22 protein-coding genes are annotated in these 25,039 nt (G+C 69.2%); 12 read left to right on the top strand and 10 right to left on the bottom strand.

The window, feature by feature from the left end:
- Positions 1-13: 13 nt before the first annotated feature.
- Positions 14-1,111 carry a CaiB/BaiF CoA-transferase family protein gene (locus ABZV44_RS30035; protein ID WP_354843423.1) on the top strand — a complete coding sequence of 366 codons (1,098 nt, stop codon included), beginning with the start codon at positions 14-16 and terminating at the stop codon, positions 1,109-1,111.
- An 81-nt stretch (positions 1,112-1,192) separates the two neighbouring features.
- Here ABZV44_RS30035 and ABZV44_RS30030 read toward each other — a convergent pair whose 3' ends face one another.
- The gene (locus tag ABZV44_RS30030; protein ID WP_354843420.1) at positions 1,193-1,729 is read right to left on the bottom strand and encodes a YceI family protein; all 537 of its coding nucleotides are present in this window, start codon (positions 1,727-1,729) and stop codon (positions 1,193-1,195) included.
- 102 nt (positions 1,730-1,831) lie between these two features.
- Between ABZV44_RS30030 and ABZV44_RS30025 the strand changes: the two genes are divergently transcribed.
- From ABZV44_RS30025 to ABZV44_RS30010, 4 genes are all read left to right on the top strand, one after another.
- On the top strand, positions 1,832-2,653 hold the full coding sequence (locus ABZV44_RS30025) for a helix-turn-helix domain-containing protein (protein WP_354843417.1): 822 nt from the start codon (positions 1,832-1,834) through the stop codon (positions 2,651-2,653).
- 65 nt (positions 2,654-2,718) lie between these two features.
- Positions 2,719-5,340: a LuxR C-terminal-related transcriptional regulator gene (locus ABZV44_RS30020; RefSeq protein ID WP_354843414.1), complete on the top strand. Its 2,622-nt coding sequence runs from the start codon at positions 2,719-2,721 to the stop codon at positions 5,338-5,340.
- Positions 5,341-5,353: 13 nt separating this feature from the next.
- A complete protein-coding gene (locus ABZV44_RS30015; RefSeq protein ID WP_354843412.1) occupies positions 5,354-5,536 on the top strand; it encodes a hypothetical protein in 183 nt (60 codons plus the stop codon).
- Positions 5,537-5,663: 127 nt separating this feature from the next.
- Complete coding sequence (locus tag ABZV44_RS30010; RefSeq protein WP_354843410.1) at positions 5,664-6,692, top strand: hypothetical protein; 1,029 nt, start codon at positions 5,664-5,666, stop codon at positions 6,690-6,692.
- Between the two features lie 69 nt (positions 6,693-6,761).
- Here the strand turns inward: ABZV44_RS30010 and ABZV44_RS30005 are convergent, their stop codons facing one another.
- Entirely contained in the window at positions 6,762-7,322 is a 561-nt protein-coding gene (locus ABZV44_RS30005; protein ID WP_354843407.1) for a methylated-DNA--[protein]-cysteine S-methyltransferase, read from the bottom strand.
- A 52-nt stretch (positions 7,323-7,374) separates the two neighbouring features.
- On the bottom strand, positions 7,375-7,677 hold the full coding sequence (locus ABZV44_RS30000; protein WP_354843404.1) for a hypothetical protein: 303 nt from the start codon (positions 7,675-7,677) through the stop codon (positions 7,375-7,377).
- Between the two features lie 62 nt (positions 7,678-7,739).
- Here ABZV44_RS30000 and ABZV44_RS29995 point away from each other — a divergent pair, with 62 nt between their 5' ends.
- Entirely contained in the window at positions 7,740-9,233 is a 1,494-nt protein-coding gene (locus ABZV44_RS29995; protein WP_354843401.1) for a PLP-dependent aminotransferase family protein, read from the top strand.
- Positions 9,234-9,503: 270 nt separating this feature from the next.
- Here the strand turns inward: ABZV44_RS29995 and ABZV44_RS29990 are convergent, their stop codons facing one another.
- The gene (locus ABZV44_RS29990; RefSeq protein WP_354843398.1) at positions 9,504-10,793 is read right to left on the bottom strand and encodes an adenylosuccinate synthase; all 1,290 of its coding nucleotides are present in this window, start codon (positions 10,791-10,793) and stop codon (positions 9,504-9,506) included.
- A gap of 358 nt (positions 10,794-11,151) precedes the next feature.
- On the opposite strand from ABZV44_RS29990, the gene ABZV44_RS29985 reads away from it, so the two are divergent.
- Positions 11,152-11,811, top strand: coding sequence for a hypothetical protein (locus tag ABZV44_RS29985; RefSeq protein WP_354843395.1), 660 nt, complete (start codon positions 11,152-11,154; stop codon positions 11,809-11,811).
- A gap of 56 nt (positions 11,812-11,867) precedes the next feature.
- Entirely contained in the window at positions 11,868-12,650 is a 783-nt protein-coding gene (locus ABZV44_RS29980; RefSeq protein WP_354843392.1) for a site-2 protease family protein, read from the top strand.
- 264 nt (positions 12,651-12,914) lie between these two features.
- Here the strand turns inward: ABZV44_RS29980 and ABZV44_RS29975 are convergent, their stop codons facing one another.
- Both ABZV44_RS29975 and ABZV44_RS29970 read right to left on the bottom strand, forming a co-directional pair.
- The gene (locus ABZV44_RS29975; RefSeq protein WP_354843389.1) at positions 12,915-14,009 is read right to left on the bottom strand and encodes an FUSC family protein; all 1,095 of its coding nucleotides are present in this window, start codon (positions 14,007-14,009) and stop codon (positions 12,915-12,917) included.
- Between the two features lie 58 nt (positions 14,010-14,067).
- Positions 14,068-14,511, bottom strand: coding sequence for a DUF3151 domain-containing protein (locus ABZV44_RS29970; protein WP_354843386.1), 444 nt, complete (start codon positions 14,509-14,511; stop codon positions 14,068-14,070).
- A gap of 83 nt (positions 14,512-14,594) precedes the next feature.
- Here ABZV44_RS29970 and ABZV44_RS29965 point away from each other — a divergent pair, with 83 nt between their 5' ends.
- Positions 14,595-16,844, top strand: coding sequence for a hypothetical protein (locus ABZV44_RS29965; RefSeq protein WP_354843384.1), 2,250 nt, complete (start codon positions 14,595-14,597; stop codon positions 16,842-16,844).
- 230 nt (positions 16,845-17,074) lie between these two features.
- Positions 17,075-18,151 carry a fused (3R)-hydroxyacyl-ACP dehydratase subunits HadA/HadB gene (locus ABZV44_RS29960; RefSeq protein WP_354843381.1) on the top strand — a complete coding sequence of 359 codons (1,077 nt, stop codon included), beginning with the start codon at positions 17,075-17,077 and terminating at the stop codon, positions 18,149-18,151.
- A gap of 208 nt (positions 18,152-18,359) precedes the next feature.
- Here the strand turns inward: ABZV44_RS29960 and ABZV44_RS29955 are convergent, their stop codons facing one another.
- From ABZV44_RS29955 to fbaA, 3 genes are all read right to left on the bottom strand, one after another.
- Positions 18,360-19,820 carry a DUF4185 domain-containing protein gene (locus tag ABZV44_RS29955; RefSeq protein ID WP_354843378.1) on the bottom strand — a complete coding sequence of 487 codons (1,461 nt, stop codon included), beginning with the start codon at positions 19,818-19,820 and terminating at the stop codon, positions 18,360-18,362.
- 174 nt (positions 19,821-19,994) lie between these two features.
- The gene (locus ABZV44_RS29950; protein WP_354843376.1) at positions 19,995-21,113 is read right to left on the bottom strand and encodes a BTAD domain-containing putative transcriptional regulator; all 1,119 of its coding nucleotides are present in this window, start codon (positions 21,111-21,113) and stop codon (positions 19,995-19,997) included.
- A gap of 90 nt (positions 21,114-21,203) precedes the next feature.
- Positions 21,204-22,241, bottom strand: coding sequence for a class II fructose-bisphosphate aldolase (fbaA, locus tag ABZV44_RS29945; protein WP_354843373.1), 1,038 nt, complete (start codon positions 22,239-22,241; stop codon positions 21,204-21,206).
- 227 nt (positions 22,242-22,468) lie between these two features.
- On the opposite strand from fbaA, the gene ABZV44_RS29940 reads away from it, so the two are divergent.
- Positions 22,469-23,122 (top strand): VTT domain-containing protein, encoded by a 654-nt coding sequence (locus ABZV44_RS29940; protein ID WP_354843645.1) that lies wholly within the window; start codon positions 22,469-22,471, stop codon positions 23,120-23,122.
- Between the two features lie 95 nt (positions 23,123-23,217).
- The gene (locus tag ABZV44_RS29935) at positions 23,218-23,862 is read left to right on the top strand and encodes a DedA family protein (protein ID WP_354843371.1); all 645 of its coding nucleotides are present in this window, start codon (positions 23,218-23,220) and stop codon (positions 23,860-23,862) included.
- Positions 23,863-23,866: 4 nt separating this feature from the next.
- Here ABZV44_RS29935 and ABZV44_RS29930 read toward each other — a convergent pair whose 3' ends face one another.
- Positions 23,867-25,009 carry a glycoside hydrolase family 76 protein gene (locus ABZV44_RS29930; RefSeq protein ID WP_354843368.1) on the bottom strand — a complete coding sequence of 381 codons (1,143 nt, stop codon included), beginning with the start codon at positions 25,007-25,009 and terminating at the stop codon, positions 23,867-23,869.
- Positions 25,010-25,039 lie beyond the last annotated feature (30 nt).

The raw sequence follows: 25,039 nt of genomic DNA, 5'->3' as shown, positions 1-25,039 counted from the left end.
ACCGAGGTAGGGCGTGAGCACTCCATCCACCGCCAAGCAGGGCCCGCTCGCGGGCATCCGGGTTGTTGAACTGGCCGGCATCGGCCCCGGTCCGCACGCGGCGCTGCTGCTCGCCGACCTCGGCGCCGACGTGGTGCGGGTGCAGCGGCCCGGCATGCTGCCCGGCTTCATGGAGCGTCCGCAGTGGCGCGGCCGCACCATCGTCGAGGCGAACCTGAAGGATCCCGCCGACATCGAGCAGGTGCTCGGGCTCATCGAGAAGGCCGACGTGCTGCTCGAGGGCTTCCGGCCCGGCGTCACCGAGCGCATGGGGCTGGGCCCCGACACGGCGCTGGAACGCAATCCGCGCCTGATCTACGGACGCATGACCGGCTGGGGCCAGTACGGCCCGATGGCCGACCGCGCCGGACACGACATCAACTACATCTCGCTCACCGGTGTGCTGAACGCCATCGGCCGTAAGGGCGAACGCCCCGTGCCGCCGCTGAACATGGTCGGCGACTTCGGCGGCGGTTCCATGTTCCTGGTCTTCGGCATCCTGGCCGCGCTGGTGGAACGCCAGAACTCCGGCAAGGGCCAGGTCATCGACGCCGCCATGATCGATGGCGCACTCGCGCTCTCGCACATGATCTGGGGCATGAAGGGCGTCGGCCTGTGGTCCGACGAGCGCGGCACCAACCTGCTCGACACCGGCATGGCCTTCTACGACACCTACGAGACCTCCGACGGCAAGTACATGGCCGTGGGCTGCATCGAGCCCCAGTTCTACGCGGAACTGCTGCAGGGCCTGGAGATCTCGCCCGAGGGCCTGCCCAACCAGCTCGACCCCAACGGCCAGGACCAGCTGCGCAAGCTGTTCACCGAGAAGTTCAAGACCAAAACCCGCGACGAGTGGTGGGCGGTCTTCGAGCACACCGACGCCTGCACCACCCCGGTCCTGACTTTCACCGAGGCCGAACAGAATCCGCACATCCAGGCCCGCACCGGGCTGATCGACATCGACGGCGTCGTGCAGCACGCCCCGGCCCCGCGCTTCTCGCGCACGCCGGCGGGCATCCCGACGCCGCCGCCGAACGAGGGCACCCCGATCGAAACGGTCTGGGCGGACTGACCTTCCGCGCACGGCCGAACGCCCCCTATGGAATTCCACAGGGGGCGTTGACTTTTCCGATGCGGCGGGTAGCTCCCGGACTTACGGGGCGACGAGCTGGATGTCGAGCTCGATGGCGATCTTGTCGCTCAGCATGGCGTTGGGCATGCCCGGGGCGACGCCGAACTCGCTGCGCTTGATGGTGCCGGAGGCGGTGAAGCCGGCGTGCTCCTTGTTGTCCTGCGGGAAGACCTGCACGCCGCCCCACTCGACCTCGAGGGTGACGGGCTTGGTGATGCCGCCGATGGTGGCCTCACCGGTGACCTCGAACTCCTCGCTCAGGGCGACGGGCTCGGGGACGCGGAAGGTCAGGTGCGGGCGGTTGGCGACATCGAGGATGTCGGCGCTGCGGACGTGGCCGTCGCGCATCTCGTTGCCGGTGTCGAAGGAGTCGAAGTAGATGGTGGCCTCGATGGCGGCCTCGCCGGCCTCGTTGACCACGAAGCCGGTCTCGAAGCGGTTGAAGCGGCCGCGGACCTTGGAGATGCCCAGGTGCTTCACGGTGAAGTTGACCGAGGAGTGGGCGGCGTCCAGGGTCCAGGAGCCGGGGGCGAGAGTGGTCTGCTCGGAAGTCGTCATGTCAACCACTCTAAGTGGACTCCGGTCCGCTTATCCACACCGTGGTTATCCGGGGACTGCCAGGGCGCGGATAACGGAACCAGGACCAGGCAGTATGGAAGGGTGTCCCGTTCCGAATTCGCCGAGTTCCTGATCGCCCGCCGCGCGCAACTGCAGCCCGAGGACGTCGGACTGCCCGCCGGGCGGCGACGGCGCACACCCGGTCTGCGCCGCGAGGAGGTGGCCGCGCTCGCCGGTGTCAGCGCAGACTACCTGGCCCGCCTGGAACAGGGACGCGACACCAACCCCTCCACCGCCGTGCTGGCCGCCCTCGCGGAAGCCCTGCGGCTCAACGAGATCGAGAAACACCACTTCGGCAAGCTGGCCCTCGGGCTGGAACAGAAGGCTTCCTGCCCCGCCTCCGGGCAGGCCCGGGAACAGGTCTCCGAGACCATTCAGGCGGTCATCGACGCCCTGCAGCCGACACCCGCGCTGGTGCTCGGGCGCTGGCTGAACCTGCTCGCCGGGAACCCCTCCTTCCGCGCCTTCGCCGAACCTCTCGGCATGTTCGACGCGGAGGCGCACGGCAACTTCGCCATCTACGTCTTCGCCCATCCGGCCGCCCAGCAGACCTTCCTGAACTGGTCCGACGTCGCCGATATGGCTGCCTCGTCGCTGCGCGCCGCCACCACCCGGTTCCCCGACGACCCGTCGGTCGAGGCCGTCGTCACCGCCCTGAACCGCCACCCGGAGTTCGAGCGACGCTGGCGCGAGCACCGGCTCACCGATTTCCGATCCCTCGTGCTGAAGATTCAGCACCCGGCCCGGGGGGCGGTCGAGGTGGAGGTCGAGACCCTGGATCCGGCCGCCGACCAGACCGTCATGGTCTGGCTGGTCGACCGCCGCCAGGCCCGCACGCCCGGATTACGGCTGGTCAACGAATAAAAGCCGCAGGCTCCGGGGGTTTCGTTCCCGCTGCCGCGGCGGGTCGGGCCATCTACAGTTGAGCCATGGCTCGGAATTGGCCGATGGTCGAGCGGGTGAAAGAACTCGAATCGATCAGGTCGGCACTCACCGGCGACGAGTTCGTCGGGGCGGTGCTCACCGGTGACGCGGGGGTCGGCAAGACCACGCTGGCGCGGCAGGCCACCGCCGCCGTCGGCGGCAATATCCGCTGGGTCGCGGGCACCGAATCCGCCCGCAGCATTCCGCTCGGGGTCTTCGCGCACATGGTGGGGGTGTACACCGCCCACGATCCGGTGACCTTCATGGCGGCCGCGCGCGAGGCGCTGCTCGCCGACGGGCACACCATCATCGGCGTCGACGACGCCCATCTGCTCGACCAGCTCTCGGCCACCCTGCTGCTGCAGCTGGCCATCGACAAGGCCGCGCACATCGTGTGCACCGTACGCAGCGGGGTGCAGGTGCCCGACGCGGTGACCTCGCTGTGGAAGGACGGGCACCTGCTGCGCATCGACCTGAAGCCGTTCACCCAGCGCCAGAGCGTGGAACTGGTGGAATCCATGCTGGGCGGGCAGCTGGAGGGCTTCACCGCCAACCTGATGTGGGAATCCTCCGGCGGCAATGCGCTTTTCCTGCGGCACCTGGTCGAGGGCGCGCTGGAGGCCGGGACGCTGCGGCAGGTCAGCGGGGTGTGGCAACTGCGCGGGCGCGCGGCCGTCACCTCGGAATTGGCTGCGCTGCTGGAGGATCGGGTCGAGCAGCTGCCCGAGCCGGTGCTGCGGGTGCTGGAACTGCTCACCTTCTGCGAGCCCATCGACCTGGACGTGCTCTCCGAACTCGCGGGCGAGGAGGCGGTGGAATCCGCCGAATCACGCGGTCTCATCAGGATTGTCGAGAACAGCCATCAGCTGCTGGTGCGTTACAACCATCCGCTGTTCGGTGAGGTGATCCGGCGGCGGCTGGGTATCGCGTCGGCGCGGCGGCTGCGCGGGCGGCTCTACTCCTCGCTCCGGGACCGGCCCATCAACTCCGCGTCCGAGCGCATCCGATTGGCCGAATTGGCCTTGGACAGTGACAAATCCGCGGATCTCGAGCTCTTCCAGGCGGCGGCCGCGGATGCCATCGCGCTGGCGAATCTGCCTCTGGGCGAACGGTTCGCGCGCGCGGCGGTGGAACGCCAGGGCGGGGTGGAGGCCGCTGACCTGCTGGCCCGCGCGCTGCTGTGGCAGGGGCATCGCATAGAGGCCGAGCGCACACTGGCCGGATTCGATCCGGACGAGATGAACGAGGTGCAGCTGGCGCGCTGGGGCAGCACCCGGGTGTCGAACCTGCTGTGGTCCATGGGCGACGCGGATCGCGCCGATACCGTGCTGGAATCGGTGCGGCACCGGGTCACACATCCGAAAATTATTGCGACACTGGATGCTCTGGCCTCCGCGTGCGCGGTCAACGAGAACCGGATCGACGACGCGTTCGCTCTCGCCGAGCCGGTCATGTCCGCCCCGGACGCGCCACCGTGGGCGGTGTACTGGGCTGCCTTCGGTGGCGGACTCGCCCTCGCGCTCATGGGACGCGGTGAAGCCGCCCGGCAGTATGCGGCCCGCTCGCACGCCGTGGAGTCGCATATCGACGGATTGAACCGATTCATCTCCGCACACGCGGAAGTACTGGCCCTGACCTTCATCGGCGAGTTGGAAGCCGCGCGCCGATGCGCGAATACGCCCTACCCGTTCTCCTCCCCCGGCCAATATCTGGCCTGGGGCATGGCCAAGATCCTGCAGGGCACCGTGGACGTGGCGCAGGGTCAGTTCCCGCAGGGCATCGACAATCTCGAGCAGGCGCTCGCGGCGCTCACCACCGAGGGCGCGGCGTCCTGGATGTTCCCGGCCCAACTGCGGCTGGCGGAGGCGTACTCGGCGCTCGGACGGCCCACCGAAGCGGCGGAAGCCATTACGGCGGCGACCCTGCGAGGCGGGCGTCACAGTGCCGTTTACGAACCGCTGCTCGAACTCGTGCGGGCCATGCAGACGGCGGCCGAGGGCACCGCGACGCCGGCCGTACGGCTCGCGCTGGGGGCGGCGGATCTGGCCGCACGCACCCACCAGCACGCCATCGAGGCCATGGCGCTGCACGCCGCCGCCCGCTTCGGCGATCAGTCGGTCGCCGGGCGGTTGTCGGATCTCGCGGCCCGCATCGACGGGCGGCTGGTGCAGGTGCAGGCGCGGCACGCGGTGGCGGTCGCGGCCCACGACGGAACCGGATTGGACACCGCCGCAGCGGAATTCGAGGCAATCGGGGCGCTGCTCTCCGCGGCGGACGCGGCTGCGCAGGCCGCCTCCGCGCACGAGCGGGCGGGTGACCGCCGGCGACTGCTGGAATCCGCGGCAACCGCCAATCGGCTGGCGGCCGCCTGCGGTGGCGCGTCGACCCCGGCGCTGCGGCAGTCCGCGCAGCCGCTGCCGCTGACCGCGCGCGAACGGGAGATCGCGAATCTGGTGGCGGCCGGCCTGTCCAACCGGCAGATCGCGGACCGGCTGACCGTCTCGGTGCGGACGGTGGAGGGGCACCTGTACCGGGCGTGCATCAAGCTCGACGTCACCGATCGGGAGGCGCTGGCGGAATTGATGCGCGGGGGGACGCCGTCGGGCAAATCAGCAAAGCTGACCTGATCCGGATCGATAAATGAATACCGGCGTGTTCCGCCACGCCGGACGCCCGGCCGCCGGCGTCCTCCTGCTGCCGGCCCTGGCCATCGCCTGCGCGGCCCCCGCCGGCACCGGTGCGGCCAGCGGGGCCTTCCAGCCGCTCCCCCACTCGATTTCGTCCGGCGGAATGCAACTTCGCACCCCCAATTCGAGGCGCTGATCTGCGTCGATGCGGATAGGGCCGGTGCACGGGCAAGCCGAGCCAGGGGTTCCCGCGAATAACCGGTAGTCATGGCCGGTCTCGGGACCGGCGCAACGAAATATGTTCGGAAGGCAGGTGTTTCGGCATGCTCCGTCGGGATCGTGAAGTGAAGGGCACCGTGGCTCGGCGGGTGATCGTCGCGGGCGTCGTTCCGCTGGCGTTGACAGTGGCCTGCGCGAATACGAGTGACCACTTGGCCGAGTCGGCGCAGGGCAGCCCGACCCTGGCCGCCGTGCAGCCGGGTGGCACCCGCGCCCCGGCCGATACCGGTGCCCCGGAAGCGAATCCGCAGCCCGATGCGGCTGCCCGGGACGCCGCGGGCAGCGCCGGTACGTCGAGTTCCGTCCAGTCCGCCCCGGGCCCCGGCGCCGCCCAGCCGGGCGTGGCCCTCCCGGCCCATGACCGAGATCGCCCCCGCCCGCGTCCGAGCCTCGCGCAGCCCGGCGTCACCGTGCCGAATCGTCCACTGCCGCAACCACAGTCGCCGTCGCAGGCCGACTACCCGATCCCCTCGAACTTCCGCCCGATCCCGAATCACGAAGCGGCACCGGCGGTCGACTTCCGAACCCTGCACGCCCCGGCGGTGGTGGACCCGGTCCTCCCGATCGCCCCGCCCCCGCGCACCGTCCGCATCGGCGACTTCAGCACCCCCGCCCCGGATCAGCTGCCCGACACCATCGTCGACACCGTCAACGGCGCAGCCGCCGACACCGAGGCCGGCCTGGCCACCGGCCTCAACTCCATCGGCGTCAACCCGAGCCGCTCCGACAAGATCGCCGCGGGCACCCTCGGCGGTGCGGCGATCGGCGGGGGCATCGGCGCCCTCGGTGCGGGCGTTCCGGCGGCGCTGCTCGGTGCGGCAGTCGGCGGTGCGATCGGCGCGGGCGTCGGCGCTGCGGTCGGATTCGGGCTCGGTTCGGCCGGTGCCGTCCTGGCGCCGTGGGCCGCGCCGATCGACGTCCCGGGCGGCACGGCCGGTGGGGCGCTGATCGGCGCAGGCGTCGGCGCTGCCGCTGGAGCCGCGGCCGCGGGCATCCCGGCCGCACTCGCCGGGGGAGCTGTGGTCGGCGCGGGAGGCGCGGCGCTGGGTGGGTTCCTGGGCGGCGCGCTCTGACGCACACCTTCCGGCGATACAGGGCATCCGCACCGGGCTTTCGGTGGGATGCATTCCATATGGCAGTGGTCAGAAGAGGGTGGGCTCGCCGAAGCCTGGCGTGCGCTCGATTTCCAGGAGGCGCTGTTTGGTGGTGAGGCCGCCGGGGGCGGAGAAGCCGTGCAGGGCGTGGTCGGCGGCCAGTACCCGGTGGCAGGGGATGATCAGGGGGATCGGGTTACGGCCCAGAGATTGCCCGACGGCCTGGGCGCCGCCGGGGGCGCCGATGCGGTTCGCGACCGCGCCGTAGTTGAGGGTGTGACCCGGGTCGATGGCGCGGGTCACCTCGTAGACGGCGCGGTCGAAGTCGTTGAAAGCGCTGGTGTCCAGGGGGATCCAGCGGAGGTCGTCCAGGTCGCCGGTGAGGTGGGCGCGGATGCGGTCGATGGCCGTGGCCAGCTCGGCGGTGGGCTCGGCCTCGTGGATGTCGGCCAGGCGGTGGCGGCGCAGGATGTGGGTGCGGGTGGCCGCGGGGTCGCGGTCGGGAAGGGCGAAGCGCAGGACGCCGGTGGCGCTCCACGCGATGGCGCACACGCCGATCGCGGTATCGAAGAGCGCCGCCGACGCCAGGGGTCGGGCCGGGGCGGACATGAGGCCAGTGTGCACGGTGGCACCGACAAGAATCCGATTCAAGTCCAGTTGGCTAGAACTGGACTGATTCCCCTCGGCACGGGATGGTGGACAGGGCGGCCACGGCCGGAGCGCTGCGACGGAATCGCCGCGCGGGAGCCGGCGGGTAGGCATCCGGGCGGAGCGACGCGACGGCCGCGAGGTCCGAATACTGCCGGGACGCTTCATATTCGGCGACCGACCAGTCCGACATGGGAGCATGCGGGCGATACCGCTCCAGCAGCTCACCCCAGCGCTCACCGGGCTTGGGCGCATACCGGTACACGAGACCGGCGAAAGCGGCGACGATCAGAATGGAGACCAGCAGAGCGACCATGAGCCCATAGTGGCTCCGGTCCGGACTTGAAGAAAATATCCAGTACCCCGATACTGGCCTGTATGGCGACACGAGTGATCGGCGCGGCCAGTCTGACGCGCGACCTGGGCCGGTGGCGGAACGACGAACCGGGCGCCCCCGCCGACAACGGCAAGCGTTCGACGCGGCCCGCCTACGTGGCACTGGCGGAGAGCATCCGCCTGCTCATTCACGACGGCCGCGCGCCGCTCGGCGTCGCGCTGCCCAGCGAGCGCGATCTGGCCACCGCCCTCGCGGTCAGCCGCACCACCGTCACCTCCGCGTATTCCCTGCTGCGCGAGCACGGTTACCTGATCAGCCGCCAGGGCTCGCGCAGCACCGTGGCGCTGCCGCCGACCGTGGTGCACGACGGCGCGAAGCCCGCGCGCAGCATCCTGGCCATGATGGCGCAGCCGGAACTGCCGACCATCGACATGACCTACGCCGCCATGGCCGCCCCGCCGCAGATGACCGAGGCGTACTCCTTTGCCCTGCAAGGACTTCCGACCTATCTCGGCACCCACGGCATGGACCCGGTGGGTGTGCTCATGCTGCGCGAGGCGCTGGCCCGCCGCTACACCGAGCGCGGGCTGCCGACCGAGCCGGACCAGATCCTCATCACCCTGGGCGCGCAGCACGGTCTGCGGCTGCTGCTCAATGTGCTCACCACCCCGGCCGAGCGCGTGCTCATCGAGCATCCCACCTATCCGAACGCCATCGAGGCGATTCGCGATGTGGGTGCGCGCCCGGTGCCGGTGCCCATGCGCCCGGACGGCTGGGATCTGGACGGAATCCGCAGTGCCGCACGGCAGACCGCGGCCAGCGTCGCCTATCTGATTCCGGACTTCAACAATCCGACCGGTCACCTGCTCGACGCCGAGGGCCGGGCGGAGCTGGCGGCCATCGCCCGCGAGACCCGCATGACGGTGATCGTCGACGAATCCATGGTGGATCTGAACCTCACCGACCTCGAATCACCGCCCCCCGCCGCCGCTTTCGCCCGCAATTCGGAGATCGTCACCATCGGTTCGGCCTCCAAGTCCTTCTGGGGCGGCCTGCGCGTCGGCTGGGTCCGCGCCAATCAGGCCCTGATCACCAAACTCCTGGGCACCCGCTCCACCGTCGACCTCGGCACCCCCGTCATGGACCAGCTGGCCACCGTCCACCTGCTCCGCAATGCCGACGAAATCCTCACCACCCGCCGCGACCAGCTCCGTTCCCGCCGCGCGGTGCTGCTCGAAACCCTCGCCGAGGAACTCCCCGACTGGCGCGTCACCGAGGGCGTCGGCGGCATGTCCGTGTGGGCCCAACTCCCCGCCCCGGTCTCCACCGCCTTGGCCGCCACCGCCCCCAACCACGGCGTATTGCTCGCCGCCGGACCACGTTTCGGCGTCCAGGGCGCCTTCGAACGCTTCATCCGCCTCCCCTTCACCCACGAGGAATCCGACCTGCGAGTCGCCGTGAAGTCCATCGCGGCGGCCGCCGCCGCGCTCAACCCGCACGCCGCCGACCCGCTCGCCCCGCTGATCACCTACTGACGCCGCTCCCCCGCCTCCCCGGGACTTCAGCGGGCAGCTGAGTGCCGTCGTGGGTTCGGCGCCCGTGCCTGCGTTGGGTGCGGAACCAATTCTGGTCGTACCCGGTGAGTTACCCGCATCTTGCGAAATCAGTTGTCGCTGAGCGGAAAACACGCGCCCGCCGCTATCGCGGCGGGCGCGGGCCGTCTCAGGGCATCATGCGGGTACCGGGGGGGCATGCAGCACTGCCTTGCTGGGTGTCCCGCTGAAGTCACAGGGAGGCGGGGGAGCTCACCCCAGGAGATCGTGGCGGACGATGGTCTGGTCGCGGCCGGGGCCGACGCCGATGCACGAAACCCGTGCGCCCGACAGTTCTTCCAGGCGCTCGACGTAGGCCCGGGCGTTGGCGGGGAGCTCCTCGAAGGTGCGGGCGCCGGAGATGTCCTCCCACCAGCCGGGCATTTCCTCGTAAATCGGCTTGGCGTGGTGGAATTCGGTCTGGGTGGTGGGCATCTGCTCGACCCGCTCACCGTCGATCTCGTAGGCGACGCAGATCGGGACGGTGTCCAGGCTGGAGAGCACATCCAGCTTGGTGAGGAAGTAGTCGGTGATGCCGTTGACGCGGGTGGCGTAGCGGGCGATCACGGCGTCGAACCAGCCGGTGCGGCGGGCGCGGCCGGTGGTGACGCCGACCTCGCCGCCGGTCTTGGCCAGGTAGGTGCCGGACTCGTCGAAGAGTTCGGTCGGGAACGGGCCGGAGCCCACGCGGGTGGTGTACGCCTTCAGGATGCCGAGCACCGTGGTGATCTTGTTCGGGCCGACGCCCGCGCCCACCGCCGCGCCACCCGCGGTCGGGTTGGAGGAGGTGACGTACGGGTAGGTGCCGTGGTCGACGTCCAGCAGGGTGCCCTGCGAACCCTCCAGCAGCACAATCTCATCGCGCTCCAGCGCCTGGTTGAGCAGCAGCCGGCTGTCGGCGATGCGGTGCTTGAAGCCCTCGGCCTTCTCCAGCACCTCGTCCACCACCTGCTGCGGGTCCAGCGCGCGGCGGTTGTAGATCTTCACCAGCACCTGGTTCTTGAATTCCAGTGCGGCCTCGACCTTCTGGGTGAGGATCTTCTCGTCCAGCACGTCGGCCACGCGGACGCCGACGCGGGCGACCTTGTCCTGGTAGCAGGGACCGATGCCGCGGCCGGTGGTGCCGATCTTCTTGTTGCCCAGGAAGCGTTCGGTGACCTTATCGATGGCCACGTGGTACGGCATGATCAGGTGCGCGTCGGCCGAGAGCAGCAGGCGGGAGGTATCCACACCGCGCTCTTCCAGACCGGCGAGTTCGGCCAGCAGCACACCCGGATCCACCACCACGCCATTGCCGATGACGTTGGTCACATCCGGGGTGAGGATGCCGGACGGGATCAGATGCAGCGCGAAGCTCTCACCATTGGGCAGCACCACGGTGTGACCCGCGTTGTTGCCGCCCTGGTATCGAACTACCCACTGGACCCGATCGCCGAGCAGATCGGTTGCCTTGCCCTTGCCCTCGTCGCCCCACTGGGCGCCGATCAGCACGATTGCCGGCATGTGAGTGTCTCCTACGGGTTCGACGCGCAGCCCCTCTGGTGCTGCAGCTACCCGCCGTCAGAAGGCGGTGGCCGTAGGCACACTTTACGGGAGTCCCCCATGAGTCCCGCGAGGCGGCATACCCGCAGTTCGCGGCCCGCCTCGGTCTGGACTGCGCGCCGCCTCCCGGCGCTCGGAGCGGATACGGGAGCGAAGCGGCGAAGCGTAGGGCAAATCGGGCACGTAACGGATGCGCAGCGAGGACAGCGTGGCAAATGAGACAGGGCTATGGTGGCACGGGGAGAGGGACCGGCGGGGGTCCATCGGATATGCAGCGAGGCGGATAGGTGTTGGCAAGCCAGAGGAGGGTGTTCGGCAGTTGAGTACCCATGTTCTCCGCTGCGACGGCGCGCCTGTTCCCATCGCGCTGGCATCCCTGCCCCTCACCCAGACCTCCGCCATTCCCGATACCGGCGCTCTGGACGAGTTGCTGCCGGTCATGGCCGCCGACAGCCTGCCCCGGCTCATCGTGCTCGGTGAGGATGCCGGATTGGCCGCGGTCCTCACCCATCTGATGCGCACCGAACGCCTCGGCGTCGAAATCGGTTATGTGCCCATCGATCGCACCTACGGCTCCCGCGCCTACGAGACCGGTACCGGCTCCGCCGCCGCCAAGCGCGCGCTGGAGGGCAAGGCCATCGCGACCCCGCTGATTCGCGACGACACCGGCAAGGTGCTGATCGGCCGCGCCACCCTGGTCGGCGAGGCGGGCGCGAAGCTGGAGGGCGAGGCCTACGTCGACGACACCCGGCTGTTCACGGGAAAGGTCGCGGCACTGCATGTTTCGCCCATGCTGGAGATGCCCGGCCTGCACGCCACCGTGCAGCGCGGCCTGCGCAAGAAGCGCTGGGTCGAGGGGCGCGCCATGCAGCTGGGCACCAGTGGCGCCATCGTCACCCGCGACGGGATCACCACCGATCGGCTGGTGAAGCGCTCCACGTTCTATCGGCACCACGAACCTTGGCTGCTGGTTCGCTGATTCACCCCCAGAATGGGTAGCGGCGTACAGCAGAGCCGACCAGTTGGGAGTATCAGGTGAATTACCCGCGCGCGGTGGGCCGGGCATCCGGAGCGGTCCGGCCCAGTCCGGTGTTCCTACTGGTCGTGGTGATCACGGTGGCGGGCGGGGCGCTCGCCTGGGACGCCGACTACGGTTCGCGCCAGGCCCAATTCGGCGTTTTCATCCTGGTGGTAGCGGGCTGGATCGTGTCCATCTGCCTGCACGAATTCGCGCACGCGTTTGTGGCGTGGCGGGCCGGGGACCGCGAAGTGGAGATGCGCGGGTATCTGACCCTCAATCCGCTCAAGTACAGCCATCCGCTGCTGTCGATCGCGCTGCCGGTGGTGTTCATCGCGCTCGGCGGGTTCGCGCTGCCCGGTGGTGCGGTGTACGTGCACTCGCACAACTTCAGCCCGCGGATACAGCGGATCCTGAGCGGCGCCGGGCCCGCGGTGAACGCGCTGTGCGCGATCGTGCTGCTGGTGATCGTGCGGTTCTACGGCAGCACCCATTCGCACGCGGCATTCTGGTTCGGGCTCAGTTACCTTGCGTTCCTGCAGATTACGGCGACCGTGCTGAACCTCATCCCGATTCCCGGCACCGACGGGTACGGGATTCTGGAGCCGTCGCTGAGCTATCAGACGCGGCGGTCGCTGGATCAGATCAAGCCGTTCGGCATCCTGATCCTGTTCGCGCTGCTGTTCACGCCCGAACTCAACCGGCTCTTCTTCGACGCGATCAACGCGCTGTTCGAACTGTCCGGGCTGCCGGGCGGCTGGTGGTCGGCGGGCAGCGCGCTGACGCGCTTCTGGCTCTGACCCGGGTGGGCCGCCCGGACGACCCGGTGCCGCGGGCGGCCCATCGCAACGACATCGGTCCGGAGAAACCGTTGCCACCCGTCGCTGCGAGTCCGGAACCGGACTACCCCTCGTAAATCCGGCCTGATACGAACGGTAGAGGGACGCAACCGGTTCGACGCGAGTAGCGGACTACCCGAAGATCAAGAGCAGGCCCCCGCAGGCGAATCGGACATACCCGCAATCCCGGTCTCGGACCTACCCGTGATCCGGGCGGACGATGGATCAGTCGATCGGCGTGACATAGGGATGCGGGACGGTCGGCGGCAGCAGCGCCATGGCGGAGAGCCTTCGTATCCCGCACACCTGCATGAGATCCACGACGATGGAACGCAATTGGGCGAAGACCACGTGGGCGGACAGGCCCGCCCCGGTCACCAGATCCTTGGTCGCTCCCTTGCCGACCGAGCGCAGCACGCGGGTCGCCTCGGCGGGATCGGGCTTCTCGTCCGGGTCGGCCAGCATCATGCGGCGCACCACATCCACGGCCTGACCGAGCTTCTCGACCTCCGCGACCAGGCCCGGATTCAGCACCTCGTCGTCGCGCACCGAGGTGAGCGCGCGGCGCAGCAGCACGCGGGTATTGCGGACCGCGTTGTCGAGCGGGTCGGCGGCCTGCCGCAGGCGCTGCAGGCGGGAGCGAGAGTTCCAGTACAGCGGAGAGATTCGAATGATCTCCCGGCTGCCCTCGAGGGTGTTCCGCATCGCATCGATCGCACCCTGGGTGCCGCGCACGGTCTCGAGCGCCGTCTTGATCTTGCCGGCATCCTGCTCGAGCAGGCCGTCCGCGCACTCGGTGAGGGCCTTGCCCATCACCTCGAGAATCCCGGCGGCCTGCTCCCGGGCACGGCGCACCGGATGCAGCGGGATCGCCGCCACCACCACGATGCCGACCAGACCGCCCACCAGCGCGTCGATCATGCGCAGTGACGCACCACCCTGACCGGGCGGATAGAGCGTGGCCACCAGTACCGCGGAACTGGCCGCCTGCATGGTGATGACCGGGCCGCCGTCGAGGAAGACGGCGGTGCACATGGCGATCACCACCAGCAGCACGATCTGCCAGCCGCCGGTGCCCACCCGGGAGACGAACAGGTCGCCGATGCCGATGCCGACGGCCACGCCGACGATCAGCTCGACCGACCGGCGCAGCCGCGCACCGAACGACAGGCCGATGGAGATCATGGCGGCCATGGGCGCGAAGAACGGGCGCTCGTGCCCGATCACATTGTGGGCGATGAACCAGGCCACGCCCGCGCCGATCGCGCACTGCACGATCGGCAGCAGCGAGGACCGGACGCGCCCCGCGGCCCTGCGCATACGAGTGACGCTGCTCTCCCGGGCAGCGTCGAAGGTTTCGCCCAGGCCGCTGCTCAATTCAGTCGAGGCCGAGCTCGGCGGCCGCGCGCGGGTCGCAGTCCTCGAGCAGGTCCAGGCAGCGCGCGTACTCGTCGGTCTCGCCGATGGCGCGGGCGGCCTTCGCCAGCGCGCCGACGCTGCGCAGGAAGCCCCGATTGGGCTCGTGGCTCCACGGCACCGGGCCGAAGCCCTTCCAGCCGTTGCGACGCAACAGGTCCAGGCCGCGGTGGTAGCCGGTGCGCGCGAAGGCGTAGGCGGAGATGATGTCGTGGTTGATCTCGCCGTCGGCGGCTGCGCCCCGCTCCAGCGCGGCCTCGGCCAGGTAGGCCCAGGCGATGGAGGCGGTCGGATGCGCCGCGGCAACCTGCACCGGGTCCTGTTTCTGGAGCAGCGCGTCCTCCGCGTCGATGTTTTCCGGGAGGAGGACCGGCTGCGGTCCGAGTAGATCGCCGAAGGAGGTCATGCCGATCATTCTGCACCGCCGTCCGGAATGCTCAGTAGGCTGACCGTCGAATCACAGTTCCGCCGAAGCAAGGGGTGTAGCGCGTGTCCGACCCGAAAGACGACCAGCAGCCGCAGGGTCCTGCCAACTCGGCATCCGGCGCCGAGGACACCGCCGCCCCCAAGACTCCGACCGACCAGTCCGCGTCCCGGCCCAGCGGCCCCGCCGCGGGCAACCCCGCGAAGGGCCCCGGCGCACCGAGCGATGCCCGCGAAAACGACGCTCCCCCGACCGCGGCCACGGAAGTGATTCCCACCGCCAAGTCCTCGGCCGGTTTCGCCACCATCCACTACGAAACCCCCACGTCCGCCGGACGCATCCAGCCACCCGTCCCGCAGAACACCCCGGGCGGCCGACCCCCGGCCGCCGCGCGCCAGGGCTCGGGCGAATTCGTACCCCAGAGCACCTCGAGCGCCCGGCCCGCGGCCCCCGGCCCGGCCGGCAAGCAGAACCCGCCCGCCGCCGCTGCCGCCCGGCAATCCGCCCCCGCCCAACAGGCTCCCGCCGCGGGCGCCGCACCGCGACCGGGCGCCCCGAAGGCCGCCCAACCCGCAGCGGGACAGACAAACCACCCGGACGCGAACGCGTCGACGCCATCGAACGCAGCCGCTGAGAAGTCCACTGGCGCTGGACAATCCGGACCCGGCACGAAGGCACAGGCCGCAGGCGATGCGCAGCGCCCGGACACCTCCTCGACTCCCGGAGCGAAGGCGGGGCAGACCTCCCCGGCCGGCCCCAAGGGTTCCAGCGCACCCTCGCAACAGAACGCCGGCGGACAGCCGACCGGCGCGGAGCAGTCCGGGCCGGGCCGGCAGGCGGCGACAGACGATGCTCCTACGCAGTTCATTCCGATTCAGCGGCCGAGCGGGGAGAAGTCTGCCGCGGGCGAGGCCGCCGCGGCGGATGCGACCACCCAGTTGATTCGGATTCAGCAACCCGGGCAGGCGGCGAGCGGCGAGGCCGCGAAGGCCGGTTCCGCGCCGGCGGCTGCCGGGAAGCCGGGTGGAGCGGCGAGCGATACGGCGCAGGGGAAGCCCGCGCCGCAGGATGTTCCCACCGAGGGGATGCCGCAGGCGGATTCGCAGCCGGAGGATGGCAAGGCCACCGCGGACGGCGATAAGTCGAAGGATGCCCGTAAGGCGAAGGACGGTGACGCGGCGGCCGAGAAGGCCGGCGGCACGGGCGATTCCGCGGCGAAGCCGGACGGCGATTCCGGCGACGCCACCGGCGGGGACGCGAAAACCGTTGTGATCAAGAAGGTTCCGAGTCCAGCGGATGACGCCACGACGGCATTGCCGATCGTGTCCGGGGACCAGGCGACCGAGAAGATCCGGGTGTCGGGGCCGCAAGGGCGGGCGGTCAGCAAGCCGCCGCAGACGCCGCGGGTGAACGCGGGGCCGCGGAATGTGGGTCCGAAGGGGAACGCGCCGGCGCCGGACGCGCCGGTCGAGGAGACCCGGCCGTCGCCGCCGCGGCCGCCGATGGGGCCGCGCCGGCCCGCGACCGCGCCGTCACCGGCGGATATGCAGCCGACCACGCCGGGTCAGCCCATCGGCGGGCCGCGCATCGCCCCGCCGCAGCGGGTCGGAGCGGGTGCGCCGCCGCAGGGACCGCGCGGCCCGCAGGGACCGGGCGCACCGGGCCCCCATGCACCGCAGGGACCCGGCGTGCCGCAGGGACCGAAGGCGCCGCAGGGACCGAACGTGCCGCAGGGTGTGCCGCAGGGTCCGGTGCCGAGTGGCCCGGGACAGGCCGGTCCGCAGGATGTTCAGGCGGATGGACCGCGCATTCTGGCGCAGCCGCAGCGGGTACCGGCCGCCGCCGAGGCGGCCGATGGGGCCGCGGCGGCGCGCGGTGTGTCGAAGAAGCTGTGGATCATCGTGGCGGCGGCCGTGATCGCGGTGATCGCCATTGCCGGTGTGGTGTTCGGTGTGGTGAAGCACCAGAACAACAACTCGCCGGAAGCCTTGGTGCAGAAGACGATCACCACGTACACCGACGCGCTGAAGTCCGGGAATCTGGACACGTTGCGGGCCGTGACCTGCGGTGCGCAGCACGACTTCTACCAGAAGATCTCGGCCGACCAGTTCGCGAGCGTGTACAAGACCTCGCAGGACCAGAAGAGCATTCCCCAGGTGAAGAGCGTCGACGCCATTCAGATCACCGGCGACGCCGCGCTGGCGCAGGCGACCGTGTACACCGCGGCGGACCCGTCGAAGACGTCCGCACGCACCTTCGATCTGCGCAACGAGGGTGGTTCGTGGAAGGTGTGCGACCCGCAGAACGGGCACTGATCGGCTCCCGGAAAATTTCCTGACGCATTTGCGGCCCCGGTCGCGATGAACATCACAAAGACCTGGTCAACAGTCCGGCACGTCGGTAGAGTGTGCCGGATTGTCTGGGCCAGCCATTCCGGCACTTCAACGGTTGTACACCGTCCAGGACATTGCCTGATTCGTGCGGGCAGTGCCCGGCAGAAGTGGTGCGGGCCCACCGGGTTTCGATTTGCAGGGAGCTGAACACCATGCCGGAAACGGCAGAGGCTACTGAAGCCACCGCGGCCGAGCTGGTCGGACGGCACTTCCGTGTCCGTGATCACTACGACGTAGGCCGCGAGAAGATCCGCGAGTTCGCGCGTTCGGTGCGCAACGATCACCCCGGTCACCACACCGAGGCCGCCGCCGCGGCGCTCGGCTACGGCGGCCTGCTCGCCTCCCCGACCTTCGCGTCGGTGATCGGCGCGGCCACCACCCGCTCGCTGATCGGATCGGTGCTCACCGAGTACGACGTCTCGCAGATCCTGCAGACCGATCAGATCTTCGAGTACTACCGCCCGATCCTGGCCGAGGACCGCCTCGGGGTGGACGTCGTCGTCGAGAACATCCGCAGCTTCGGCGACAACGACTTCATCACCGTCAAGGTCACCCTCACCGATGCCGAGGCGCTGCCGGTGCTGGTCGCCACCACCACCATCGTGGCCCGCAAGGGCGTCGAGATCGATCCGGCCACGGTCGAGACGGTCTCGGGCGTGGTCATGCACGGCCATGTGGTCGAGCCCGGCGAATTCGACGGCGACCCGACCGGTCTGATTCTGCTGGCCCCCGACGAGGTCGCCGAGCTGGCCGCCCCCGCCCCGCCGCAGCCGGTCCACACCATCCCCACCGCCGCCACCCTGACCGCAGGCACCGAGCTGCCCGCCGCCAAGGTGCCGGTCACCCGCGGCGACCTGGTCAACTACGCGGGCGTCTCCGGCGACCCGAACCCCATCCACTTCAGCGACACCGCCGCGACCCTGGTCGGCCTGCCCACCGTGGTGGCGCACGGCATGCTCACCATGGGCCTGACCGCCGGCTACCTGGTGAACTGGCTGGGCGATCCGTCGGCGCTGGGCAAGTTCAGCGTCCGCTTCTCCGGCTTCGTGCCGGTCGAGCCGACCGCCCCGACCATCGTCGAGTTCACCGGCAAGGTGAAATCGGTGGACGCCGCCCGGGGCGCGGCCACCGTCGTCCTCGGCGCGACATCGGAGGGCAAGAAGCTGTTCGGCCGCGCCGTCGCCGAGATCCGGCTGTCCCGCCTCCCCGAGACTTCAGCGCACAGCTGAGAGCTCCCCCGCCTCCCCGGAACTTCAGCGCCCGGCAAAGAGCCGTCGCCCGCCGCGCACGCGTGCCGGCGGGCGTGCGCCGAATCTATTTCGGGCGTACCCCAGGAGTTACCCCGACCGTTACGAAATCAGTTGCTGCGGTTGGCAACCGAACAACAAGAAACGGATGCGCCGCACATGTCATGCGGCCCACCCGCTTCGAGTGCTGCTAGTTCACTGTGGCGTGCATCAGGTAGACGTTGTAGTCGCTCCAGGTCGACATGGTGAAGTACATGTCGTTGCCGGTGGACCACGGATGGATGAAACCGCCGTACAGCTCCGGGAATTGCAGTGCGCTCACCGTGACCGCGCTGTCGGACCACGTGCCCTGCGGCGTATCCGATTCCCGCACAACGAGTGCCGCCTTGGCGGTGTCCAGGTAGCTCATCTGCCACACATTGCGGCTCTCGTCGTAGCGCACCGACAGCTCACCGGCGGGCGCGTCGACAATCGGTGTGACCGTGACCGATCCGTTCGTCCCGGGTATCCAGGAGCCGCTGTTCCAGTACTGGTAGGCCGTCGGGTTGAGCACCTGGTCCTTCGGCACCCGGGCCAGCCCCACCCCGCCGAGCCGCGAGTTGGGGATACCGAACATGTAGACCCAGTCCCCCTGCGGCACCATGGCCGTCACCTGGAAGTTGGAGAGGCCGAAGATGTTCTCCCACTTGGCGTACGGGTCCTTGGTCCAGTGCTCGCCGTGGTCGTCGGAGTAGGCGATGCCGCCGTAGTTGGTGTACCAGGTGCCGGGCACGCTGTTCCAGGTTCGGATCGACATGTAGCTCAGGTACTGCCGGTCCCCGATGGCGAAGCCCGAGGTCGGGATGGTGGTGATCTCGATATTGTCCAGCTTGCGGCTGCTCAGCAGTTCGGCGGCGTGGCAGCGGTCGTCGGTGACCATGCGGTCGAAGACCACACCGTTCTCGAGATCGCGGTTCTTGCTGAAGGCCAGCAGGTTCGAGCGCCAGTCCTCACCCATGCCGCCCGGCGGGTGGAAGTCGCGGCCGACGGTGTCGCCGAAGGCGATGGCGATCTCGTCCGGCGCGCTCTGCCACATGATCCCCAGGTCGGTGCCCTGGACCTGCCAGCGTTTGTCGGTGCGGTTCACCGAGTCGGCGCCGGTCAGCTTGGACACCTCGCGCACGTCGGAGACCTGCGGTGTCGGCCGCGCGGGCACCTGGGCGGCGGCCTCGACCGGCGGGTGCGCCGGATCGGGACCGGGCGGCAGCGCCGGCGGATTCGGGTTGGGCAACGCGAAATTGAACGGTTGCGGCCGCACGATCAGCTTGGGGAGGCCGAGCTGTTCGGCGAGTCCCGGTGGCGGAGCGGGAGTGTCGGTGAGGTCCGGGCACGGGTTCACGCACGGATCCGGCGGCAGCTCCATCGCCACGCGCTTGGTGTTCTCCGGCAGCGGCCCGGTGTCGACCGTGACCACTGGATAGGGCACGGGCACCTCGACGGTCTTCGGGATCAGCGACTCGTGTCCGGGCTTGGCGTCGGTGCTGCAGGGCCCGATACCCGGAACGGCCGGTGCCGCACCCGGATCCGCCGCCGCGACCGGCCCGCCCATTCCGGCGAGTACGCCCGCCCCGACGATCACCGCCCCCGCAGCTGCCACCAGCCGCTTGGCCATGCACTCAACCTTCCGACAAACGGGCTCTCGGATATATCCGGGCAGAGACTCTACTTCCGGAACCGGGCGAACCGCCGGCACTCGACCGATCTCGACAGAATCGAGACCCGTGGACCTACCGCCGCCGCACTGCGGACCGAAACCGACAGTGCAGCAGCGTAATGCAGTGAGGGTTCAGCGCAAGGCCTGGAAGGTGAGCACGGTGGTGCCGATCCGGATGGCGTCCCCGTCGGCCAGCACGGCGGCCGATTCGATGGACTCCTCATTGATGTAGATGCCGTTGGCGGAGTGCAGGTCCTTGATGAGCAGCCCGGCCCGGCTCGGGGTGATCTGCGCGTGGTACCGGCTGGCCTTCGGATCGTCGAGCACCAGATCGTTGTCCGTCATGCGGCCGATCTTCATGCCGTTCGGGCCGATCGGCACCACCCGGCCGTCGGACAGCCGCAGCTGCCCGGCACGCACCGCGCGCGGCATCTCGGTGACGGTCTCGGTCATGGCCTTGGCCATGCGCTCGACCTCGTGAATCTGCCCGGTGCTCAACGGTTCCTGACGCAGCACCTTCTGCTCCAGCGCGATGAGCGCGGGACCGGGATCGATGCCGAGCTCGTCGGCCAGCACGGTGCGCACCCGGCGGCAGGCGTCGAGCGCGTCGGCCTGACGGCCGGACAGATAGAGCGCGGTGATGAGCTGCGCCCACAGCGGCTCCCGCAGCGGATGCGCACTGGTCATCGACACCAGCTCGCCGACCACGGAAGAGGCTCGGCCCAAAGCGATTTCGGAGTCGATGCGGGCAGAGGCGACCAGCAGCCGCTCCTCGTCCATGGCGGTGGCGAAGCTCTCCGCGAAGCCGAGGCCGGACAGATCGTCCAGGGCGCGGCCGCTCCATTCCGCCAGCGCCTCGCCGAAGAGCCGGGACGCGGCGGTGGGGTCGCCGATCGAGGCGGCCTCCGAACCCTCGCGGCGCAGCGTCTCGAAGCGCCCGAGATCGCACTCGTCATCCTCGATCTCCAGCCGGTAGCCGGAGGATTCGGTGCGCAGCAGCGCCACCGGGTCGACCCCGGCGGTACGCAGGGTCTTGCGAATATTCGAGACGAACACCTGCAGACTCGCCTGATAGGAGTCCGGTGGATCGTCGTTCCAGACAATGTCGGCCAGCGCCTGCGAGGACACCGCGCGCCGCCGGTTCACGGTCAGAGCCGCCAGCAGCGCACGCGGCTTGGGGCCGCCGACCGGCACGGACCGACCGGCGACCAACAGCTGCACGGGGCCCAGGACCCGCACATCGACAGTCATGCCACCTGCCTCGATAGAGACCGCGGCGCGCCCGCCGCTCGAAAATTGCCCGGGATTCCGCTTATTGCAGCGGAATCCCGACCGTTGAGCTTACTTGGCGCTGATCGAACGTCCCGCGGAGTTCAGGTCGTTGCAGGCCTCGACGACGCGCGCGGCCATCGAGGTCTCGGCCTTCTTGAGGTAGCTGCGCGGGTCGTAGACCTTCTTGTTGCCGACCTCGCCGTCGATCTTCAGGACGCCGTCGTAGTTGCCGAACATGTGACCGGCGACCGGACGGGTGAAGGCGTACTGGGTGTCGGTGTCGACGTTCATCTTCACCACGCCGAAGCGCAGCGAGTCCTCGATCTCCGACTTCAGCGAGCCCGAACCGCCGTGGAAGACGAAGTCGAACGGCTGCGCGTCGGCGCCCAGGCCCAGCTTGGCGGCGGCCACCCGCTGGCCCTCGGCCAGCACCTCGGGCTTGAGCACCACATTGCCCGGCTTGTACACGCCGTGCACATTGCCGAAGGTGGCGGCCAGCAGGTACTGGCCGTTCTCCCCGGAGCCCAGCGCGTCGATGGTCTTCTCGAAGTCCTCGGGCGAGGTGTAGAGCTTCTCGTTGATCTCGGCCTCGACGCCGTCCTCCTCACCGCCGACGACGCCGATCTCGACCTCGAGGATGATGTTCGCCGCGTGCGCCTGCTTCAGCAGCTCCTTGGCGATCTCCAGGTTCTCGTCGATCGGGATCGCGGAACCGTCCCACATGTGCGACTGGAACAGCGGGTTCAGGCCGTTCTTCACGCGCTCGGCCGAGATGGCCAGCAGCGGGCGCACGAAGGTGTCCAGCTTGTCCTTCGGGCAGTGGTCGGTGTGCAGCGCGATGGTCACGTCGTACTTCGCGGCGACCACGTTGGCGAACTCGGCCAGCGCGACCGCACCGGTCACCATGTCCTTCACGCCCAGGCCGGAACCGAATTCCGCACCGCCGGTGGAGAACTGGATGATGCCGTCACTGCCGGCGTCCGCGAAGCCCTTGATGGCCGCGTTGATGGTCTCCGACGAGGTGCAGTTGATGGCGGGGAACGCGAAGGAGTTCTGCTTGGCCCGAGCAATCATCTCGGCGTAGATCTCCGGAGTCGCGATGGGCACAATGACCTCCGTGTTGTGTGTGGTGCGTACTACAAAATTCTGTCAGCTGACACGATAGGACAGCCCCATTTCTCCGGGGCAATGGCCTCACATACCCCACAAGTTTGTGAGGTTGCTTCGACGTTCGGTGTGATGTCCGGCCTACCGGTACTGTGGTGGCCGTGACCTTGCTGGCCGTATCCGATGCCGTGACGACCAATGCCGCGCTACCCGCGATCTTGGATCCAATGCACCTCCTGACGGAGACTTGGCTGCAGCACGCGGTGCTCCCGGCGATCCTGGCCATCGTCTTCATCGAGACCGGTCTGCTGTTCCCGATCCTGCCCGGCGACTCGCTGCTGTTCACCGGCGGTCTGCTGGCGGCCCAGGCACACCCGCCGGCCGGCATGAACATCTGGTGGCTGGTGCCCGCGACGGCCTTCGTGGCCTGGCTCGGCGACCAGAGCGGCTACTGGATCGGCCGATCCATCGGTCCGGCGCTGTTCAAGAAGGAAGACACGCGCTTCTTCAAGCAGCACTACATCACCGAGACGCACGCCTTTTTCGAGAAGCACGGCCCGAAGACCATCGTGCTGGCCCGCTTCGTGCCCATCGTGCGCACCTTCATGCCGGTGCTGGCCGGTGTCTCGAAGATGGACTACCGCAAGTTCGCCACCGTCGACATCATCGGCGCGGTGCTCTGGGGCGGCGGCGTCACCGTGCTCGGTTACTTCCTGGGCAATGTCGAATTCATTCGTAAGAACGTCGAGGCGATCTTCCTGCTGATCGTGTTCGTGTCCATCCTGCCGGGCATCATCGCGGTCGCGAAGAACTTGCTGCACCGCGGCCAGGCCCCGGAACAGGCCGAGTACGCCACCTCGACGAACGAGCCGACCCACTGAGCCCTTCGGTGTCGACCACCCCGCTAACCCTCGCATCGAGCGGCCCTGCCTTTCTTTCCGCCTCCGGATTCGGCCCGCTCGAGACAGCCGGACCAGTGCTCGTCTGGACCGTGGTTCTCACCTTCGTCTTCCTGGAGTGCGCACTCATCATCGGGCTGTTCCTGCCCGGTGACTCCATGCTCATCACCGCCGGTGTGGTGCTGGCCTCGCAGGTCGGCGAGGGGCAGGTCTGGGCGCTGTCGATCGGCACCATGATCGCGGCCATCGCCGGCAACCAGGTGGGGTACGTCTTCGGCCAGCGCGCCGGACACCATCTGGTGGCGCGCAAGAACGGGAAGTACATCAATACCCGCAATCTCGCGCGGGTTTCGGACATGCTGCACAAGCACGGGTTCCTGGCGGTGCTGGTGGCCCGCTGGATTCCGTGGGTGCGCACGTTGTGCCCGCTGGTCGCGGGCGCGGCCGGGATGGACCACCGCAAATACACCATCGCCTCGTCCGTCGGCGCGGTCATCTGGGCGCCGGTGATCCTGCTGGCCAGCTACTACGCGGGCAGCTTCCTGGAGAACATGTCCTGGCTCATGCCGGCGGTCATCGGAACCCTGGTGGTCGGGTTGGTGCTCGGCACGGTCCTGGGCGTGCGGCAGTACCGGGTCGAAATGGCACGTCCCGCCGAGGATTTCGACCTCGACGTGGCAGAGGCCGCGACGGTGCCGCTGCCCCGGCTGCCGCGCGCCTGAACGATTACAGCCCGGCGGCCGTCACCGTGTGCGCGGCCTCCATCAGCTTCCAGCCCGAAAGCTGCACCGACAGATCGCGTTCCGGGCTGCGCGAGGCGGTCACCGAACCGCCCTCGAAGCCGCCCGCGCCCGCGATGCCCGGAAGTCGCGCCGGCTGCAGCCAATCCGCGCCGAACAGCGGCTCCCCCTCCACATCCAGGCGGTGCTCCCAGGCCGCGTTCGCGGACGCGCGCACCATCGCGGCGGCCTTGCGGCGCGCGGTCACCTGCGCGGGATCGTCGCCGGGCAGCATGAGGGCGGCCAGCGCCAGGTAGCGGATGAGAATGCCGTTGAACAGGCCACCGTCCCCGCCGCCGTCGCCGACCACCACGCCGTCCGCGGTCAGATGCTCCTCGACCGCGTCCACCAGGCGGACCGCGCGCTCGGCGTGCCGGGGTTCGCCGGTGTGCACTGCGAGTTCGGTCTCCAGGCCGAGCGTCACGCCCTGGCAGTAGCTGTAGACCGGCTTCTCGACCTCGCCGGAGGGTAGGTGGATGCCGTCGAAGATGAGGCCGGTCTCCTTGTCGCGCAGGTTGGCGTCGAGGAAGTCGGCCAGTTCCTGTGCCAGGTGGTAGCGGCCCAGCCGCGCCATGGCGATGCCTGCCGGGCCGTTGGCCGGGGCGTTGTAGAAGTCGGAGCCCTTACGCCAGGGCACCGCGCCGAACTCCGGATCGAACCCGTTGGCCAGCGTCTTCTCCAGCGTGAGCAGCGCGCCCCGCACCTCGGCCACGCCCTGGGTGCGTTCGGCCCGCTCCAAAGCGATTGTCAGCCAGGCCATGTCGTCGTAGTAGTTGTTGGTCCAGCCGGTGATATTGCGCAGGCGCGAGGCGTGGGCGATGGACCAGAGGCGGCGCTGCCGGGCGGGGGTCGGCGCACGATTGGCGGCGTCGACCGCGCAATCGATCAGGTGGGCCTGCCACCAGTAGTGCCAGAAGGCGAAAACCCGCTCACCCTTGGTGGCGGGCCAGCCCACCACGCCGAGCTGGGTGCCGGGACAGCCCCACAACTTGCGTAGGTGACGCGAGAGGATCGCGGATTCCGCCAGGTCGGCTCGCTCCGACCAGAGGGCAGCGGTCGGCTCGATATTGCGTCCGGTCCGCGAAGTCATAGGACTTATCGTGCCAGTCGGGCACTGCGC

The sequence above is a fragment of the Nocardia sp. NPDC004860 genome (assembly GCF_040609015.1).
In the GTDB taxonomy this organism is placed as follows: Bacteria; Actinomycetota; Actinomycetes; order Mycobacteriales; family Mycobacteriaceae; genus Nocardia.
The sequence above is the reverse complement of the archived record's forward strand: the minus strand, read 5'-3'. Positions and strand labels throughout refer to the sequence as shown.

Bases quoted from the DNA above. Each gene is read 5' to 3' on its own strand.
- ABZV44_RS29930 (WP_354843368.1), bottom strand. From the start codon at position 25,009: ATGACTTCGCGGACCGGACGCAATATCGAGCCGACCGCTGCCCTCTGG.
- ABZV44_RS30020 (WP_354843414.1), top strand. From the start codon at position 2,719: ATGGCTCGGAATTGGCCGATGGTCGAGCGGGTGAAAGAACTCGAATCG.
- ABZV44_RS30010 (WP_354843410.1), top strand. From the start codon at position 5,664: ATGCTCCGTCGGGATCGTGAAGTGAAGGGCACCGTGGCTCGGCGGGTG.
- ABZV44_RS29955 (WP_354843378.1), bottom strand. From the start codon at position 19,820: ATGGCCAAGCGGCTGGTGGCAGCTGCGGGGGCGGTGATCGTCGGGGCG.
- ABZV44_RS29960 (WP_354843381.1), top strand. From the start codon at position 17,075: ATGCCGGAAACGGCAGAGGCTACTGAAGCCACCGCGGCCGAGCTGGTC.
- ABZV44_RS30030 (WP_354843420.1), bottom strand. From the start codon at position 1,729: ATGACGACTTCCGAGCAGACCACTCTCGCCCCCGGCTCCTGGACCCTG.
- ABZV44_RS29940 (WP_354843645.1), top strand. From the start codon at position 22,469: ATGCACCTCCTGACGGAGACTTGGCTGCAGCACGCGGTGCTCCCGGCG.
- ABZV44_RS30005 (WP_354843407.1), bottom strand. From the start codon at position 7,322: ATGTCCGCCCCGGCCCGACCCCTGGCGTCGGCGGCGCTCTTCGATACC.
- ABZV44_RS29990 (WP_354843398.1), bottom strand. From the start codon at position 10,793: ATGCCGGCAATCGTGCTGATCGGCGCCCAGTGGGGCGACGAGGGCAAG.
- ABZV44_RS29970 (WP_354843386.1), bottom strand. From the start codon at position 14,511: ATGACCTCCTTCGGCGATCTACTCGGACCGCAGCCGGTCCTCCTCCCG.
- ABZV44_RS29995 (WP_354843401.1), top strand. From the start codon at position 7,740: ATGGCGACACGAGTGATCGGCGCGGCCAGTCTGACGCGCGACCTGGGC.
- ABZV44_RS30015 (WP_354843412.1), top strand. From the start codon at position 5,354: ATGAATACCGGCGTGTTCCGCCACGCCGGACGCCCGGCCGCCGGCGTC.
- ABZV44_RS29975 (WP_354843389.1), bottom strand. From the start codon at position 14,009: ATGCGCAGGGCCGCGGGGCGCGTCCGGTCCTCGCTGCTGCCGATCGTG.
- ABZV44_RS29950 (WP_354843376.1), bottom strand. From the start codon at position 21,113: ATGACTGTCGATGTGCGGGTCCTGGGCCCCGTGCAGCTGTTGGTCGCC.
- ABZV44_RS30000 (WP_354843404.1), bottom strand. From the start codon at position 7,677: ATGGTCGCTCTGCTGGTCTCCATTCTGATCGTCGCCGCTTTCGCCGGT.